At 73.9% G+C, this 17,024-nt stretch carries 17 protein-coding genes; 10 read left to right on the top strand and 7 right to left on the bottom strand.

Annotated elements, in window-relative coordinates; translation table 11 throughout:
• The first annotated feature begins 14 nt into the window (after window positions 1–14).
• The 9 genes from ACZ4AA_RS30035 to lgt all read left to right on the top strand — a co-directional run bounded on the left by ACZ4AA_RS30035 (window position 15) and on the right by lgt (window position 7,627).
• Window positions 15–668, top strand: a complete 654-nt coding sequence (locus ACZ4AA_RS30035; protein WP_467609669.1) for a TIGR02234 family membrane protein — start codon at window positions 15–17, stop codon at window positions 666–668.
• 135 nt (window positions 669–803) lie between these two features.
• Window positions 804–1,049 carry an HGxxPAAW family protein gene (locus ACZ4AA_RS30030; protein WP_467609667.1) on the top strand — a complete coding sequence of 82 codons (246 nt, stop codon included), beginning with the start codon at window positions 804–806 and terminating at the stop codon, window positions 1,047–1,049.
• Between the two features lie 123 nt (window positions 1,050–1,172).
• Window positions 1,173–1,622, top strand: coding sequence for a DUF2752 domain-containing protein (locus tag ACZ4AA_RS30025; RefSeq protein ID WP_467609665.1), 450 nt, complete (start codon window positions 1,173–1,175; stop codon window positions 1,620–1,622).
• A gap of 165 nt (window positions 1,623–1,787) precedes the next feature.
• Window positions 1,788–2,597 (top strand): indole-3-glycerol phosphate synthase TrpC, encoded by an 810-nt coding sequence (gene trpC, locus ACZ4AA_RS30020; RefSeq protein ID WP_467609663.1) that lies wholly within the window; start codon window positions 1,788–1,790, stop codon window positions 2,595–2,597.
• A gap of 307 nt (window positions 2,598–2,904) precedes the next feature.
• Window positions 2,905–3,060 (top strand): tryptophan biosynthesis modulator TrpM, encoded by a 156-nt coding sequence (gene trpM / locus ACZ4AA_RS30015; RefSeq protein ID WP_467609727.1) that lies wholly within the window; start codon window positions 2,905–2,907, stop codon window positions 3,058–3,060.
• Window positions 3,061–3,347: 287 nt separating this feature from the next.
• The gene (gene trpB, locus ACZ4AA_RS30010) at window positions 3,348–4,640 is read left to right on the top strand and encodes a tryptophan synthase subunit beta (RefSeq protein WP_467609661.1); all 1,293 of its coding nucleotides are present in this window, start codon (window positions 3,348–3,350) and stop codon (window positions 4,638–4,640) included.
• Window positions 4,637–5,452 carry a tryptophan synthase subunit alpha gene (trpA, locus tag ACZ4AA_RS30005; protein ID WP_467609659.1) on the top strand — a complete coding sequence of 272 codons (816 nt, stop codon included), beginning with the start codon at window positions 4,637–4,639 and terminating at the stop codon, window positions 5,450–5,452. The genes trpB and trpA overlap by 4 nt, the downstream gene beginning before the upstream one ends.
• A gap of 141 nt (window positions 5,453–5,593) precedes the next feature.
• Window positions 5,594–6,370, top strand: a complete 777-nt coding sequence (locus ACZ4AA_RS30000) for a DsbA family protein (RefSeq protein WP_467609657.1) — start codon at window positions 5,594–5,596, stop codon at window positions 6,368–6,370.
• 117 nt (window positions 6,371–6,487) lie between these two features.
• On the top strand, window positions 6,488–7,627 hold the full coding sequence (gene lgt, locus ACZ4AA_RS29995; RefSeq protein ID WP_467609655.1) for a prolipoprotein diacylglyceryl transferase: 1,140 nt from the start codon (window positions 6,488–6,490) through the stop codon (window positions 7,625–7,627).
• A gap of 88 nt (window positions 7,628–7,715) precedes the next feature.
• On the opposite strand, the gene ACZ4AA_RS29990 is transcribed toward lgt, so the two are convergent.
• Genes ACZ4AA_RS29990 through ACZ4AA_RS29960 form a run of 7 tightly spaced genes read right to left on the bottom strand, consistent with a single transcriptional unit; the run spans window position 7,716 to window position 15,736 of the window.
• Window positions 7,716–8,555, bottom strand: coding sequence for an HpcH/HpaI aldolase/citrate lyase family protein (locus ACZ4AA_RS29990; protein ID WP_467609653.1), 840 nt, complete (start codon window positions 8,553–8,555; stop codon window positions 7,716–7,718).
• Complete coding sequence (locus ACZ4AA_RS29985; protein ID WP_467609651.1) at window positions 8,552–9,754, bottom strand: CaiB/BaiF CoA transferase family protein; 1,203 nt, start codon at window positions 9,752–9,754, stop codon at window positions 8,552–8,554. The genes ACZ4AA_RS29990 and ACZ4AA_RS29985 overlap by 4 nt, the downstream gene beginning before the upstream one ends.
• Window positions 9,751–10,644 carry a ribokinase gene (gene rbsK / locus ACZ4AA_RS29980; protein ID WP_467609649.1) on the bottom strand — a complete coding sequence of 298 codons (894 nt, stop codon included), beginning with the start codon at window positions 10,642–10,644 and terminating at the stop codon, window positions 9,751–9,753. The genes ACZ4AA_RS29985 and rbsK overlap by 4 nt, the downstream gene beginning before the upstream one ends.
• Window positions 10,641–12,005, bottom strand: a complete 1,365-nt coding sequence (locus tag ACZ4AA_RS29975) for an ADP-ribosylglycohydrolase family protein (protein ID WP_467609647.1) — start codon at window positions 12,003–12,005, stop codon at window positions 10,641–10,643. The genes rbsK and ACZ4AA_RS29975 overlap by 4 nt, the downstream gene beginning before the upstream one ends.
• Window positions 11,993–13,162, bottom strand: coding sequence for an ADP-ribosylglycohydrolase family protein (locus ACZ4AA_RS29970; RefSeq protein ID WP_467609645.1), 1,170 nt, complete (start codon window positions 13,160–13,162; stop codon window positions 11,993–11,995). Before ACZ4AA_RS29970 ends, ACZ4AA_RS29975 begins: the two co-directional genes overlap by 13 nt.
• Before the next feature lie 7 nt (window positions 13,163–13,169).
• A complete protein-coding gene (locus ACZ4AA_RS29965) occupies window positions 13,170–14,555 on the bottom strand; it encodes an ADP-ribosylglycohydrolase family protein (protein WP_467609643.1) in 1,386 nt (461 codons plus the stop codon).
• Window positions 14,552–15,736, bottom strand: coding sequence for an ADP-ribosylglycohydrolase family protein (locus ACZ4AA_RS29960; protein WP_467609641.1), 1,185 nt, complete (start codon window positions 15,734–15,736; stop codon window positions 14,552–14,554). Before ACZ4AA_RS29960 ends, ACZ4AA_RS29965 begins: the two co-directional genes overlap by 4 nt.
• Window positions 15,737–16,007: 271 nt before the next feature.
• Between ACZ4AA_RS29960 and ACZ4AA_RS29955 the strand changes: the two genes are divergently transcribed.
• Window positions 16,008–16,739, top strand: a complete 732-nt coding sequence (locus ACZ4AA_RS29955; protein ID WP_467609639.1) for a VIT1/CCC1 transporter family protein — start codon at window positions 16,008–16,010, stop codon at window positions 16,737–16,739.
• The last annotated feature ends 285 nt before the right edge of the window (window positions 16,740–17,024 follow it).

Raw genomic sequence — 17,024 nt, 5'->3', positions numbered from 1 at the left:
GGGTTCAGGCGATAGTGGGGTCTGTGACTGCCGTTCCTCACCCCCGATCCGAAGCCGCGGGACCCGCCCGGTCCGGCCGCCGCAGCCTTGCCGTGACCCTCGGGAGCGGCGCGCTCGGCGCGGCCGTGGCCCTGCTCGCCACCCGGCAGAGCTGGGCGAGCGGGACCGCGACCGTGGCCGGCGGCGACTTCCCGCTGACCGCCAAGGGCAGCGACATCACGGGTGTGCCCGCGGCGCTCGCGATAGTCGGTCTCGCCGCGCTCGTCGCCGTCTTCGCCGTCCGCCGCTCCGGCCGCCTCCTGGTCTCGGCGCTGCTGGCGCTCTCCGGCGCGGGCATCGTCGTCGCCTCCGTCCTCGGCGCGGGCGACAGCTCCGCCCTCGACGAACGGGCCGCCGCCGCCTCCGGCGACACCGCCGCCACCGCGGCCGGCCTCAGCCACACCCTGTGGCCGTACGTGGCCGTGGCGGGCGGCGCGCTCATCCTGCTGGCCGGACTGCTCGCGCTGCGCCACGGCAGCTCCTGGCCCGCCATGTCGGGCCGCTACGAGCGGGACGGCAGGCCCCGGCCGCGCAAGGCCAGGCCCGTCGACCCGGACCGCCCCGAGGACCTCTGGAAGGCACTCGACCGCGGCGAGGACCCGACCGGCCCCGACCCGGCCGGGAGCTAGACCCGCCCCTGTCGCGGGACGGGCACGGACCCGCCGCGCGAGGAGTGACCCCCCGCTCACACCGGACCCGTGCGTACGGGACAATGAACGGTGAGCGTCCGACTCACACACGCACACTGCAACGAGGAGCAAGTCATGGCGGGCAGCAGCCACGGTCACACCCCGGCCGCCTGGACCGGTGTCATCATCGCCTTCATCGGTTTCTGCGTCGCGGGTGCCTTCATGGTCAAGGCCGAGCCGCTGGGCTTCTGGGCCGGCATGGTCGTCGTCGCCCTCGGCGGTGTCGTCGGCATGATCATGCGGAGCATGGGCCTCGGCCAGCCGAAGTCCGCCCCGCACCCCGCGAACACGGCGCGCTCGGCCGTGAGCGCCGACGCCTGAGCCACTGAGGCTGTACGAAAGGCGGCACGGGCACACCCGCCCGGGGCCGCCTTTCGCGTACCCGGGCAGGCGCGCCCGCCTTCCGGGCACCCGGGCGAGCGCCGGGCCCGCGCGAGGGGCAGAATGCGTCGCGTGAACGCCGAATCCCAGAGGGTGACGCGGACCGGGCCGGACACGGGCGTCCTGCGGCGGCTCGCCGTTCCCGGCGGGCTGCTCGCGGCCGTCGCCGGCGCCTTCGCGTACGTCGGGGCGGTCGATCCCAACGAGCCGGGCCACTACCCCGTCTGCCCGCTGTTCCGCCTCACCGGCCTGTACTGCCCCGGCTGCGGCGGTCTGCGCAGCGCGCACGCCTTCGTGCACGGCGACCTCGCCACGGCGCTCACGGACAACGCGCTCGCCGTCGGCGGCTATCTCGCCTTCGCGGTGCTGTGGGCCGTCTGGGTGATCCGCGCGGTGCGCGGACGTCCGGCGCGCTTCGAGCCGGGACCGGTCCACCTATGGAGTCTGGGCGCGTTGACGCTGGTCTTCACCGTTGTCCGGAATCTTCCCTCCGGTGGCTGGCTGCACCCTTGATCAAATGACAAATGTCCAGGTAGTGGGACCGGCGTCAACCGGATGCGAGGGCTACGCCTTCCTCCGGATACCATCGCAGTGACCCGACTTTTCCGTCAGAGGCGGTGAACCCGGGTCTCCGATCGACCGCTTCAACCGTTTACCGCAGGGAAGGGGGCCGCTCGCGTGAGTGTGCTCGACGAGATCATCGACGGAGTCCGTGCCGACCTCGCGGAGCGGCAGGCGCGCGTCAGCCTCGACGAGCTCAAGGAGCGCGCGGCGAAGGCTCCGGCGGCCAAGGACGGGGTCGCGGCCCTGCGCGGCGACGGCGTCAAGGTCATCTGCGAGGTCAAGCGGTCCAGCCCGTCCAAGGGCGCGCTCGCCGCGATCGCCGACCCCGCGGCCCTGGCCGCCGACTACGAGGCGGGCGGCGCCGCCGTCATCTCCGTCCTCACCGAGCAGCGCCGCTTCGGCGGTTCGCTCGCCGACCTGGAGGCAGTCCGCGCCCGGGTGGACATCCCGGTGCTGCGCAAGGACTTCATCGTCACGTCGTACCAGCTGTGGGAGGCCCGCGCGTACGGCGCGGACCTGGCGCTGCTCATCGTCGCGGCCCTCGAACAGCCCGCCCTGGAGTCCCTCATCGAGCGCGCCGAGTCCATCGGGCTCACCCCGCTGGTCGAGGTGCACGACGAGGACGAGGTCGAGCGCGCGGTGGACGCCGGCGCGAAGATCATCGGTGTCAACGCCCGCGATCTGAAGACGCTCAAGGTCGACCGTACGACCTTCGAGCGGATCGCCCCGGAGATCCCCGACAGCCTCGTCAAGATCGCCGAGTCCGGTGTGCGCGGCCCGCACGACCTGATCGCGTACGCCAACGCGGGCGCCGACGCGGTCCTGGTCGGCGAGTCCCTCGTCACCGGCCGCGACCCCAGGACGGCCGTCTCCGACCTGGTGGCGGCGGGCGCCCACCCGGCCCTGCGGCACGGACGGGACTGACCCGCCGGTGTCCGTCCCGACCCTCGCCCCCGCCGTACCCCGTCCGGGCCCCCGCCCCGACGGCGTACCGGCGTGCGCGGGGTCGGACCTGCCGGACCGGTCCGGCGGCCTCGTCCGGCCCCGGGCCGGATCGTCCGCCCCGGACGCGGCGAGCCCCCTTCGGCCCGCCCCCTCGGACGGGCACCCCGTTTCCCCCGCCCCCTCGGGCGGGCACCCCGTTCCCTCCGGCCCCGAGAGCGGGCGGCCCTTCGCGTCGTCCGGCGCGGCCCTCCCGGCCGCCTCGGCGGCCCGCGACCCGTACGCGCGCCTGGCCCGCGGCTGCCGTCCGCGCGGCTGCCGGGCTCCCGCCCGGCGGGTGCACGGGCGCCGGGTCCGTTACGTCATCGGCGACGAGCCGGGTCAGGTCAACGGCATGCGATGGCCCGAGCGCGTACGCGCGCTCACGCCCTTCCCTGCTCCCTGACCCGCACGGGTGAACCCGGCCGAGTCCTGGTCCACCGCGACGCGGCGACCGGGCAGAGTCCACGCCAGACGTGGACCGGGCCGCATCCACCCCGCACCGGGACCGCGCCGGAATCCGGCACACCCCGGTCCTTTCGACGGCACGTCCGTCGGCGCGCGGGCGGAACGGCGGCAGGACGGGCGGTGTCACCGGGGGAGTACCCGGTGACGGCGGAGCGCGCGTGCGTCCGGTTTCCGTGACCCTGTCCGATCCCGTGACCGGGGCTGACGCCCCTGCGAGGTTTCCGCATGCCCAGCGAGTTCTTCATTCCCGACCCCGACGGTCAAGTCCCCAGCACCGAGGGCTACTTCGGCGAGTTCGGCGGCAAGTTCATCCCGGAGGCGCTGGTCGCCGCCGTGGACGAGGTCGCCGTCGAGTACGACAAGGCCAAGGCCGACCCCGAGTTCGCCCGCGAACTCGACGACCTGCTCGTCCACTACACCGGACGCCCGAGCTCCCTCACCGAGGTGCCGCGTTTCGCCGAACACGCCGGCGGCGCGCGGATCTTCCTCAAGCGCGAGGACCTCAACCACACCGGCTCACACAAGATCAACAACGTGCTCGGCCAGGCCCTGCTCACCCGGCGCATGGGCAAGACCCGGGTCATCGCCGAGACCGGCGCGGGCCAGCACGGCGTCGCCACGGCCACCGCCTGCGCGCTCTTCGGCCTCGACTGCACCATCTACATGGGCGAGATCGACACCCAGCGCCAGGCGCTGAACGTGGCCCGGATGCGCATGCTCGGCGCCGAGGTCATCGCCGTGAAGTCCGGCTCCCGCACGCTCAAGGACGCCATCAACGAGGCGTTCCGCGACTGGGTCGCCAACGTCGACCGCACGCACTACCTCTTCGGGACCGTCGCGGGACCGCACCCCTTCCCCGCCATGGTCCGCGACTTCCACCGGGTCATCGGCGTCGAGGCCCGCCGGCAGATCCTGGAGCGCGCCGGACGGCTGCCCGACGCCGCCGTCGCCTGCGTCGGCGGCGGCTCCAACGCCATCGGCCTCTTCCACGCCTTCATCCCCGACGGCGGCGTCCGCCTGATCGGCTGCGAGCCCGCCGGGCACGGCGTGGAGACCGGCGAGCACGCGGCGACCCTGACCGCGGGCGAGCCCGGCATCCTGCACGGATCACGGTCGTACGTCCTCCAGGACGACGAGGGCCAGATCACCGAGCCCTACTCGATCTCCGCCGGCCTCGACTACCCCGGCATCGGCCCCGAGCACTCCTACCTCAAGGACAGCGGCCGCGCCGAGTACCGCGCGGTCACCGACGACGCGGCGATGCAGGCCCTGCGACTGCTCTCCCGCACCGAGGGCATCATCCCCGCCATCGAGAGCGCCCACGCGCTCGCCGGGGCCCTGGAGGTCGGCAAGGAGCTGGGCAAGGACGGACTGATCGTCGTCAACCTGTCCGGGCGGGGCGACAAGGACATGGACACGGCCGCCCGCTACTTCGGCCTCTACGACAACGGCGTCGACGCGGTCGTCGCCGCGGACGCCGACAGCGAGAACGCCGAGATCGAAGGGGACGCCAAGTGAGCGGCAACATCAGGCTGTTGAGCGACACCCTCGCCGGCGCGAAGGCCGAGGGACGGTCCGCGCTCATCGCGTACCTGCCCGCCGGCTTCCCGACCGTCGACGGCGGCATCGCGGCGATCAAGGCCGTCTTCAACGGCGGCGCCGACGTCGTCGAGGTCGGGCTGCCGCACAGCGACCCCGTCCTGGACGGGCCCGTCATCCAGACCGCCGACGACATCGCCCTGCGCGGCGGCGTCAGGATCACGGACGTCATGCGGACCGTCCGCGAGGCGTTCGAGGCCACCGGCAAGCCCGTCCTCGTCATGACGTACTGGAACCCGATCGACCGCTACGGCGTCGAGCGCTTCACCGCCGAGCTCGCCGAGGCGGGCGGAGCGGGCTGCATCCTGCCCGACCTGCCCGTCCAGGAGTCGGCGCTGTGGAGGGAGCACGCCGGCAAGCACGGCCTCGCGACCGTCTTCGTCGTCGCGCCCAGCAGCAAGGACGCCCGGCTCGCCGAGATCACCGCGGCCGGCAGCGGCTTCGTGTACGCGGCCTCGCTGATGGGGGTCACCGGAACCCGTGAGTCGGTCGGCAACCAGGCCCAGGACCTGGTGGCGCGCACCAAGGCCACCACCGACCTGCCCGTCTGCGTCGGCCTCGGCGTCTCCGACGCCACCCAGGCCGCCGAGGTCGCCGGGTTCGCCGACGGTGTGATCGTCGGCTCGGCGTTCGTCAAGCGGATGCTGGACGCGCCGGACGAGGCGGCCGGTCTCGAAGCCGTACGGGACCTCGCCGCCGACCTCGCGAAGGGCGTGCGCACGAGGGCGTGACCCGGCGGAGCGGATCCGCTCGGCGGCCATCGGCGGATCCGTGCGTGGCGGATCCGTGCGTAACGGACAATCCGCTCACTCGAAGGAGTGGACCTTGGACCGGGGAGGCGCGTTGCGCCTCCCCGGTTCGTTCTGCCGGATGTGAGCGAGAAGAACCATGACGGAAAGCGCAACGCCCGCGAGCGGCTGGCGGTCGAGCGAGAGAAGCAGAAGGCCGCGGACAAGCGCCGCCGTACGCTGATCGTGGGGGCGTCGGTGATCTGCGTCCTCGGCCTGGCCGCCGTGATCGGCGTGGTGGCCGCCAACTCGGGCAAGGACAAGAAGAGCAGCGCCTCGGGCCCGGTCGTGTCGCCCTCGGGTGCCACGGGCAAGGACAGTCTCGCGATCCCCGTCGGCAAGGACGGCGCCAAGTCGACCCTCACGGTGTGGGAGGACTTCCGCTGCCCGGCCTGCCAGGCCTTCGAGACGGCGTACCGCCCGGCGATCCACGAACTGGTCGACTCCGGGCAGCTGAAGGTCGAGTACCACCTCGTCACGCTGATCGACGGGAACATGGGCGGCAGCGGTTCCCTCCGGGCCGCCAACGCCGCCGCCTGCGCCCAGGACGCCGGGAAGTTCCGCGACTACCACGACGTGCTGTACGAGAACCAGCCCAAGGAGACCGACGACGCCTTCTCCGACAACGCCAAGCTCATCACGCTGGCGGGCAAGGTCGGGGGCCTGGACACCCCGGCCTTCCGGGCCTGTGTGAACAACGGCTCCCATGACAGCTGGGTCCAGAAGTCGCACGCCGCGTTCCAGGCCGGCGGTTTCACGGGCACCCCGACCGTGCTGCTGGGCGGCAAGAACATCTACGCGGACCAGTCGATGACCCCCGCCAAGCTCAAGCAGATGGTGGAGGCGGCCAACAAGGGCTGAGCCGTCCGCGGGGTCCGGCGCCCCCGCCCTTCCACGGGCCGGGGCGCCGCACGTTATGGACCCGTTGCGGGCCTGCCCGCCGCGGGTGGCGTCCGGCACGGTAGCGTCGACCCTGCCATGGAAATTGCCTACATTCCCAGCCCGTCGCACGGTGTGCTGCACCTCGGCCCCATTCCGTTGCGCGGCTACGCGTTCTGCATCATCATCGGCGTCTTCCTAGCCGTCTGGCTCGGCAACAAGCGCTGGATCGCCCGGGGAGGGCGGGCCGGCACGGTGGCCGACATCGCGGTCTGGGCCGTCCCCTTCGGCCTCGTCGGCGGCCGGCTCTACCACGTGATCACGGACTACGAGCTGTATTTCAGCGCGGGCCGTGACTGGGTGGACGCCTTCAAGATCTGGCAGGGCGGGCTGGGCATCTGGGGCGCCATCGCCCTCGGTGCGCTGGGCGCCTGGATCGGCTGCCGCCGCCGCGGTATCCCGCTGCCCGCCTGGGCCGACGCCGTGGCACCGGGCATCGCCTTCGCCCAGGCGTGCGGGCGCTGGGGCAACTGGTTCAACCAGGAGCTGTACGGCAAGCCGACGGACGTTCCGTGGGCGCTGCACATCACGTCCTCCACGGACGGACGCGTCCCCGGCTACTACCACCCGACCTTCCTGTACGAGTCCCTGTGGTGCGTCGGCGTCGGCTTCCTGGTCATCTGGGCCGACCGCCGCTTCAAGCTCGGCCACGGGCGCGCCTTCGCCCTGTACGTCGCCGCCTACTGCGTCGGCCGGGGCTGGATCGAGTACATGCGCGTCGACGACGCCCACCACATCCTGGGCCTGCGTCTGAACGACTGGACCGCGCTGCTGGTCTTCCTGCTCGCGACGCTCTACTTCGTGCTCTCCGCCCGGCTGCGTCCGGGACGCGAGGCGATCGTGGAGCCGGGCGCCGGCGAGGACGCGTCGGCCGAGGACGGCGAGCCGGTCGCCGCCGAGGGCGCGGCGGACACGTCCGAGGGCACGTCCGACGCCGGAACCGCAGGCAAGGGCGAGACCGAGGGCAAGGACGAGGGCAAGGCCGGGGACGGGACGGGCGACGACCCGGTCGATCTCGGCAAGGAGACCGCCGGCGAGTCCACGGCGACCGCCGACCCCGCCACGGCCGCCGACTCCGCCGGCCCCGCCGCCGCGCCGGAGCCGGAGGAGGACACCGAGGACGGTTCCGACGCCGGGTCCGTGACACGCGACGAGGCCGGGTCGGCCAAGAAGGGCTGAGCCAGGACCGTACAGCCGTACGGCACGTACGCACGTACACACAGGAGGGGGCGCCGCGTCCGGGACGCGGCGCCCCCTTCATGTCGTCTCAGGCCAGGCGCTGGGCGAGGGCGAGGGTGCGGCGGGCGCCCGTGACCACCGCCGCGTCGATGAAACGGCCGTCCGGCAGGGCCTGCGCCCCCGGGTCGGCCGCGGCGGCCCGGACGACCGCCTCGGCGGAGTCGACCTCGGCCGGGGTGGGAAGGTAGGCCCGCTCGATGATCGGGAGCTGGCGGGGATGGATCGCCGCGCGCCCGAGGAAGCCCAGGGCGCGACCGCGCGCACAGGACGAGGCCAGGCCCTCCACGTCGCGGATGTCGGGGTAGACCGACTGGGCCGGCGGGGGCAGTCCCGCCGCCCGCGCGGCCACGACCAGGCGGGCCCGCGACCAGTCCAGGCCCGCCTCGTCACGGACCCCGAGATCGGCCCGCAGATCGCTCTCGCCCAGCGAGATCCCGCGCAGCGCGCGATGGGACGACGCGATGGAGTACGCCTGCTCGATGCCCAGGGCCGTCTCCAGCAGGGCGTAGAGCGGGATCGTGCCGCCCTCCGCGGAGGGCGCGTTCTCCGCCACCCGCAGGACGTCGCAGCGCGAGGTCACCTTCGGCAGCCGCAGCCCGGACAGGCCGGGCAGTGGGGAGAGCGTCTTCAGATCGGCGTCGCAGAAGGGCCCGTCGAGGGCGTTGACCCGGACGTGCACCGGGACGGGCGGCGCCTCGGTGAGCAGGTCGGCGGTGGCGGAGCGGGCGTACTCCTTGCGGTGCGGCGCGACCGCGTCCTCCAGGTCGACCAGGACGACGTCCGCGCCGGAGGCCAGCGCCTTGGCCACCACCTCGGGACGGTCCCCCGGCACGTAGAGCCAGGTCAGCGGCAGGAGGTCCGCGCTCACAGCGCCCCCTCCGCCCTCAGTTCCTCGATCTCGGGCGCCGTCAGGCCGAGTTCGCCGAGCACCGCGTCGGTGTCCGCTCCGTGCGGGCGGCCCGCCCAGTGGATGGCGCCGGGCGTGGCGGAGAGCCGGAAGAGGACGTTCTGCATGCGCAGCGGGCCCAGCTCGGGATCGTCGACGCTGGTCACCGTGTCCAGGGCCTGGTACTGCGGGTCGGTCATGATGTCCCGGACGTCCTGGACGGGCGCGATCGCCGCCTCGGCCTTCTCGAACGCGGCGAGGACCTCGTCCCGGGTGCGCCCGGCGATCCACGTGCCGACCGCGCCGTCCAGGACGTCTGCGTGCCGGGCCCGGTCCGCGCCGGTCGCGAACCAAGGCTCGTCGATCACGTCGGGGCGGCCGACCAGCCGCATGACCCGCTCGGCGATCGACTGCGCCGACGTGGAGACCGCGACCCAGGAGCCGTCGGCCGTGCGGTAGGTGTTGCGGGGCGCGTTGTTCGCCGAGCGGTTGCCGGTGCGCGGCTGGACATGGCCCAGCTGGTCGTACCAGATCGGCTGCGGGCCGAGGACGGTCAGGATCGGCTCGATGATCGCCATGTCGATCACCTGCCCCTCGCCGGTACGCTCGCGCGCCCGCAGGGCGGCCATCACGGCGTAGGCCGTCGCCAGCCCGGCGATCGAGTCGGCCAGACCGAACGGGGGGAGGGTCGGCGGCGCGTCCGCCTCGCCGGTGATCGCGGCGAAGCCGCTCATCGCCTCGGCGAGCGTGCCGAAGCCGGGGCGGTGCGCGTAGGGGCCGAACTGGCCGAAGGCGGTGACGCGGGCGAGGACCAGCCGGGGGTTGGCCGCGGACAGCTCCGCCCAGCCCAGGTCCCACTTCTCCAGGGTGCCGGGGCGGAAGTTCTCGATGATCACGTCGGCGCCCGCGGCGAGCTTGAGCAGGGTCTCCCGGCCGCCGCGCTTCGACAGGTCGAGGGTGATCGTGCGCTTGTTGCGGCCGAGGAGCTTCCACCACAGGCCGATCCCGTCCTTCGAGGGTCCGTGCCCCCGGGACGCGTCCGGCTGGGTGGGGTGTTCGACCTTGACGATCTCCGCCCCGAAGTCCCCGAGCATCGTGGCGGCGAGCGGCCCGGCGAACAGGGTCGCGAGGTCCAGGACGCGCAGGCCGTCGAGGGGGCCGCCGCCGTCGGGCCCGTTCACGCTCCGGCCTGGGTGTCGATCTCGGAGCGGTAGGGCATCGAGGACGTCGCCCCGTGCCGCTGCACCGACACCGAGGCGGCCGCCGACGCCCACACGATGGCCTCCGACATCTCCCGGCCCTCGGCGAGCGCCACCGCCAGGGTGCCGACGAAGGTGTCCCCGGCCCCGGTGGTGTCGACGGCGGTCACCCGGGGGGCGGGCACGGTGATGGGCTTGGCGTCCCTGGCCGCGTACAGACTGCCCTCCGCGCCCAGGGTGACCACGACCTCCGGGACCTGTTCGAGCAGGGCCGCGGCTGCTCCGCGCGGGTCCGTGAAACCGGTGAGCGCGGCGGCCTCGTGCTGGTTGGGCACCAACAGGTCGACGGAGGCCAGCAGTTGGGGTGGCAGGAACTGTGCGGGGGCCGGGGTCAGGATCGTCCGGACGCCGTGTCTGCGGGCGGCCTCCGCGCCGGAGAGCACCGCCTCCAGCGGGATCTCCAGCTGGAGCAGGAGCGAGTCGGCGCTGGCGATGAGACCCTCGTCGCCCGGGGCCAGGGCGGTGAGGGTGCCGTTGGCGCCGGGGATGACGACGATCGCGTTGCCGCCCTCGTCGTCCACGACGATGTGCGCGGTTCCCGAAGGCCCCTCGGTGGTCCGCAGGTGGTCGGTGTTCACGCCGAAGTGCTCCAGCGTGGAACGGAGTTGGCTGCCGAAGGAGTCGGCGCCCACCGCGCCGATCAGGGAGACGTCGGCGCCCGCGTGCGCGGCGGCCACCGCCTGGTTCGCGCCCTTGCCGCCGGGGATCGTACGGAACTCCCGTCCCGTCACGGTCTCTCCGCGCTGCGGGGCCTTGGCGACGTACGCGACGAGGTCCATGTTCGTGCTGCCGAGCACGGCGATGTGGGTCATGGGCGAACGGTCTCCCGTTGTGTGAGGTGGGCGAGGGCGTCGAAGCCGATGCCGTCGAAGTCGGCTACGGAGGTGGCGAGCCGATTCTTGAGCGGGCCCGTGAAGCGGCCGGGCAGCCCGGCGGGGTCGCCCGTGAGCAGGCCGGCGATGCTTCCGGCGGTCGCGCCGTTCGAGTCGGTGTCCAGACCGCCGGACACCGCCCGGCAGACGGAGCCGGCGAAGTCGCCGTCCGCGTGGGTGAGGGCGGCGGCGATCAGTGCCGTGTTGGGGACGGCGTGGACCCAGTGGCAGTCGCGGTGGACGGCGTGCAGTTCGTCGACGACCGCGTCGAAGTCCTCGGTCGTACGGGCCAGCCGGACGGCGTGACGGACCGCCGAGGCCAGCCGGGAGCCGGGCGGGACGACCCTCAGTCCGGTGCGCAGACAGGCGTGCACGTCACTGCCGCCGGCCGCCGCCTCGGCGATTGCGGCGGCCGTGAACATGGCCGCGTAGACGCCGTTGGCCGTGTGGGTGAGGGTGGCGTCGCGGTGCGCCTGTTCGGCGGCCCCCGCCGGGTCGCCCGGGTTGGTCCAGCCGTGCACGTCCGCGCGGATCAGGGCGCCGATCCACTCGCGGAACGGGTTGCGGCGGCGGGCGGTGTCCGGGGGCTCGATTCCGTCGAGGAGGTTGCGGTAGGCGACGCGTTCCGCGGTGAAGGTCCGGCCGGCGGGGAGTTCGTCGAGCCAGAGGCGGGCCACGTCCGCGGTGGTGAAGCCGCGGCCGTACCGCTGGAGCAACAGGAGGTTCAGGAGCGGGTAGTTGAGGTCGTCGTCCTCCGGCATGCCGTCGATGTTCTCGGCCAGCGAGGTGGCGGCCGACCGCCGGTTCCAGGGGTGGGCCTCCAGCAGGTCCCCAGGGACGCCCCGCGCGGTGAACCAGGAGTGCAGCGGCCAGTTGCCGGAGGCTCGGGCGAGGGCCCGGATCGCCTCCAGCGGGAGCTTCTCCACGGGTTTGCCGAGCAGGCAGCCCACGGCCCGTCCGAGCCAGGCCGCCTCCAGACGGGCGGCCCCGGGAGCGGGCGGCGGCGCGAACCGCGGGGGCGGCCAGTCGGGGCACCGGTCCTTGATCAGCGCCAGGTCCGTCGGTTCGTCGTCCGCCGGTCCGCCGGGCAGGGCGGCGAGTTCGTCGAGCAGGACGGCCGCCAGCCGGCGCAGGGACGGCGAGGCCGGGGTGGCCGAGGCCCCCGCGCGCAGCGGGGCGGTCCGTCCGCCGGAGGCGTACCAGCGGGCGGCGACGAGGGAGGGGTCCCGGCCGTCCTGCACGGCCTGGTCGAGCTCGTGGCCGAGGAGATCCTCGGGCTGGACCCAGGTCAGCCGGAGCACGGCGCTCCCGCCAGCGTGGCGTACGCCGCCTCGTGAGCCCGGCGGCGGTGGACGTCACGGTCGAAGATCTCCCGGGTCACCTCGGCCAGCGTACGCGCCGGGGCGTCCAGGTCCAGACGGCTGGACTCGGCCACCGTCTTGGCCCAGTCGTGCGGGACCTCGGCGCCGAGCGCGCCCGCGAGAGCGCCGGCCATGGTGGCGATGGAGTCGCAGTCGCGGCCGTAGTTGACCGAACCGAGGACCGCGTGCCGGAAGTCACCGCCCGACACCAGCAACATGCCGAGCGCGACGGGGAGTTCCTCGATGGAGTGGAGCCGCGAGGGGCGGCGGGCGCCGAGCGAGGGGGAGCGGTAGTCGGGGCCGACCGTGTCGAAGGGGGCCACGGCCCGGCGCAGCGGGACGAGCGCCGACTCGAAGTCCGTGTGCCGCGAGGCGACTTCGCACACCGCCTCGACGGCGGCCCGGGTGCCGTCCTTGGCCAGCGACAGGCAGGCGGCGACCACCGAGTCCGGGGTCGCGCCGGGGGAGCAGGCCGCCGCGACGGCCGCCGCGAACACGCCCGCGGCCTCGCGCCCGTACGAGGACTGGTGGGCGCCCGCGATGTCGAGCGCCTCGGCGTACGCGCCCGCCGGGTTCGCCGCGTTGACCAGGCCGACCGGCGCCATGTACATCGCGGCACCGCAGTTGACGATGTTGCCGTTGCCGGCCTCCCGGGGGTCCACATGGCCGTAGTGGAGGCGGGCGACCATCCACTTCTCGGCGAGGAACACGCGCTGGAGGGGCAGGGCCTCGGCCTCCAGCTCCGGGATCCAGCGGGGGGTCGTCATCAGGTCGGGGACGAGGTGCTCGGCGACCGCGTAGGCGTCGAGGTGGTCGCGGACCTCCGCGTACACCCGTACCAGCGCGTGGGTCATCAGGGTGTCGTCGGTGACGTGTCCGTCGCCTTTGTGGTACGGGGCGATGGGGCGGGCCGTGGGCCAGGCGTCGCCGTTCCAGGGGCCGACGACGCCGTGCACGCGGCCGCCGTGGCGTTCGGCGATCTGCTCGGGGGAGTACCCCTCGACGGGGCCGCCGAGGGCGTCGCCGACCGCGGCTCCCACGAGGGCTCCGCCGATCCGTTCGTCGAGGGTTCCCGTTCCTTCTCCTTTGGACGTCATGCCCGAATCATCCCTCCGGGGTGGCCAGTTCCGAGGGACGAAGCGGGTCGGCGCGTCCTGTCGCCTCAAGCAGTTCGGCCAGCGCGACGAGATCCGTGCCGGTCAGCCGGGGCAGCGCGCAGCCGGACAGGGTGCGGCAGGCCTCGCGCCAGGAGGCGGGGATCGCGGCGGCGCCGCCGAGCGCGCCGGTCAGCGCCCCGGCCAGGGCGGGGGCCGAGTCGGCGACCCGGGACAGACAGGCTGCGGCCGGTACGGCCTCGGCGATCCGGCCGCGCGCGGCCAGCGCCAGCGCCAGCGCGACGGGGACCGTCTCGGCGGCCGCGACGCCGTAGCTGTAGACGTGGTCGACGATCTGGTGCTCGAGGAGGGGGAGCAGGGCGAAGGTGCTGTCGCTGTCCCGGGCCAGCGTGACGGCGTGCCGGGCGTTGCGGCCGATCTCCGTGGCGGCGGGCAGTTCGGCCAGGGCCGCCTCCACACAGGCGCCGACCTCGTGTCCGGCGAGGGCGAGCGCCACGGCGGCGGCCATGGCGCGGGCGCCGTGCACACCGTCACCGTCCTGGGTGTAGCGGGCGTCGAACTCGGCGAGTTCCGCGGCGGGCCGGGGGTCTCCCGGGTGGGCCACGGCGAGCACACAGGCCCGTACGCAGGCCGCGTCGTCGAAGTAGTGGGGGTTGTCGTGACCGGTGGCGGGCGGACGCAGTCCGGCGGCGAGATTGCCGAGTCCTGCCCGTACCGAGATCCGGGCGCGCAGCGGGAGCAGCGCCGACTCCACCTCGGGGGCGCGGTCCACGGCGGCGGCGACCTCGCCGGCGACGGCGTTCCAGGACAGATCGATGGACGCGCGCATGCGGCGGTCGAGGCCCAGGTCGCCGAGCGCCGCGGTGTCCCCGGCCCGCAGCACGGCCTCCGCCGCGAACGCCGCCCACTCGGCGTCGTCCGAGGGGCCGAGCCGCAGCGGTTCCGGCGGCTGGTTCAGCGCGATCGGCACGGGCAGCGTCGTCGTCGCGTTCTGCTCCGCGAAGGTGTCCAGTTCGCGGGTCAGCCGCCGGGTCCACTCGGGCATCCGCGCGGCCCGGTGCCGGGCGGCGGGCCATCCGGCGGCGTCCCCGGCGGCGAGCCCGAGCAGCAGTCCCTCGACGCGGCGCGCACCGGCCCCCGGCTCCCGGGGCGCGGCACCGGCCTGTCCGGGCGCGGACCGCTCCACGATCCGGTGGCCCGCTCCGGGACCACCGCCCCCGAGGAGCGCCCCGGCCCGCACCCCGCCCACGAGCCCACCCCCGACCACCACCACGGGCTGCGCCCCGTTCCGCACCCCGGCCTCGGACACCGCGGGCCGCGCTTCCTCCGTCGTGGTCCCCGGGCCGGGCTCGTCTCCGGCCGGACCGGGCCTCATGACCGTGTCCCGGTGCCGGTGCCGGTGCCGACGGGCCGGCGGGGGTCCGTGTCCGCGTCCGGAGGGACCCGGGCCCCGGAGGCGGGGAGCCCGTGCGCGCCGGAGGGCGGGACCTCGCCCGGGCCCGGCGGGCGGAGGGTGTACGGGGTCTCGGGGACGCGGCCCTCCGCGCCCCACTTCTCCTCGTGCTCCGGGGTCAGGAGTTCCGCCACGTCCAGGATGTGGTGGCCCTCCATGGAGGGCAGGCAGCTGCCGCGGGCCGGGCCGATCGCGGCCGCCCACGCGGCGGGGATCGCAGCGGCCCCCCGGGTCGCGCCCGCCAGCGCCCCGGCCACCGCCGCCGTCGTGTCGGCGTCGCGGCCCATGTTCACCGCGGTCAGGACCGACCCGGTGAACTCCCCGTCCGCCGCCGCGTACGCGCCGAAGGCGAGGGCCACGGCCTCGGGGGCCAGGTCGGTCCACGGGTAGCCGCCGATCACGACCGCGGAGCGCACCGCGCGTTCCCCGCGGTGCGCCACGGCGACGGCGCGGCGCAGCGAACGGGCCGTCCAGGAGTCGTCCGGGACGACGGCCAGCGCGGAGGCGACGACCGTGTCGGTGGAGGCGCCCGCCATCGCGGCGGCGACCCCGGCCGCGACCGCCTGGCCGCCGTAGATGCCCTCGCCCTCGTGGCTCACCGAGCCGTCGATCGCCACGAGCCGGGCCGCCTCGGCGGGCCGCCCGGCAGCGAAGACGCCGAAGGGCGCCGCCCGCATCGCGAGACCGTCGCTCCAGGCGTGCCGGTGCTGGGCGGAGATCGGCGCCGCGAGCCCCCGGCGGAGGTTCTCCAGCGTGCCGCGCTCGCTGAACCCGGCGCCGCGGAACGGCCCCTCGTCGCGGTCCGCGATCCACCGGTGCCAGGCCGACTCGACGTGCGCCACGGTCAGCGCCGAGCCGTGCCGGGCCAGCAGCAGTCCCGAGAAGATCGCGTACTCGGTGTCGTCCGTCCCGGCCGGACACTCGGCGACGTACCCGGTGATCCGGCCCCATCTGGCCCGGATCTCCGAGGGCTTCATGTTCTCGGCGGGTGCGCCCAGCGCGTCCCCGACGGCGAGTCCGAGCAGCGCGCCGCGCGCCCGGTCACGGAGATCCGCGGCGCTCCCGGAGGCGGGGGCCGAGGGAATGCAGGCGATGGAAGCCATACGTGCCTCTCCTCTCAGGGCTCCGCCGGCGCGCGGAACGCGGCGCGCGGAGCCCTCTGCGGATCTGTGCCACCTTGGCGGTTGACAAGAGCCTCACGGGCCCCGCTGTCACCCGGTCGACATATGTGCATGACATGCCACGGATGAGCGCTTAGAGGTAAAAGTGCAGGTTAGCCCAGCCTTTCCTTGCTGGCGGCGAGGAATTTCACGGCGTACTTTCAGAGTTGTCAAAAAGTGGAAGTAGTCCAATCAAGCACTCTGGGGGACCGGTATGGCGATCATCGAGACCGAGGCGGCGCTGCATGTGGCGCACCGGGACAACCACACCCACCGCGATGTCAACGGCGGCTGGCTGCGCCCGGCCGTGTTCGGCGCGATGGACGGTCTGGTTTCCAACCTCGCCCTCATGACCGGCGTCGCCGCCGGCTCCGTCTCCCAGCAGACGATCGTCATCACCGGACTCGCGGGCCTGGCCGCCGGAGCCTTCTCCATGGCCGCGGGCGAGTACACCTCCGTCGCCTCGCAGCGCGAGCTCGTCGAGGCCGAACTCGATGTCGAGCGGCGCGAACTGCGCAAGCACCCCAAGGACGAGGAGCGCGAGCTGGCCGCGCTCTACGAGGCCCGCGGCGTCGAGCCGGACCTGGCCCGCGAGGTCGCCCGGCAGCTCTCCCGCGACCCCGAGCAGGCCCTGGAGATCCACGCGCGCGAAGAGCTCGGCATAGACCCCGGCGACCTGCCCTCCCCGGCCGTCGCCGCCGTGTCCAGCTTCGGCTCCTTCGCGCTCGGAGCCCTGCTGCCCGTACTGCCGTACCTGCTGGGCGCGACCGTGCTGTGGCCTGCCGTGCTGCTCGCCATGATCGGGCTCTTCGCCTGCGGCGCCGTCGTGGCCCAGGTGACCGCGCGGTCCTGGTGGTTCAGCGGACTGCGGCAGCTCGCCCTCGGTGGCGCCGCGGCAGGTGTGACGTACGCCCTCGGCACTTTGTTCGGCGCGGCCGTAGGATGAGGCCTCGATCACCTATGCACAGGACTGCATAAGTAATTGTTACCCGGCGGTTTCGATTCCGTGGCTGCTGGGAATGAGCCGTAAGCGCCGCGGGCAATGACGCCCGCGCCGCATCTCTCGCGACGGATCACGACCTCCGCCGCGAACCGGACCGATGATCATCGATCTGTCCGCTCAGGTCCCATACCTCCACCGCTGAAGCCCGTCACCCCCGCCGCGGCTCCTGTGGTGTCCGCATGTTGGAACGAAGTATCCGGTTCTCGAGAACCACCCCATCATGTAACC

The organism is Streptomyces sp. NPDC024698, assembly GCF_055559015.1.
Note: the sequence above shows the minus strand (reverse complement) of the source record. Positions and strands in the feature narration are given on the sequence as shown.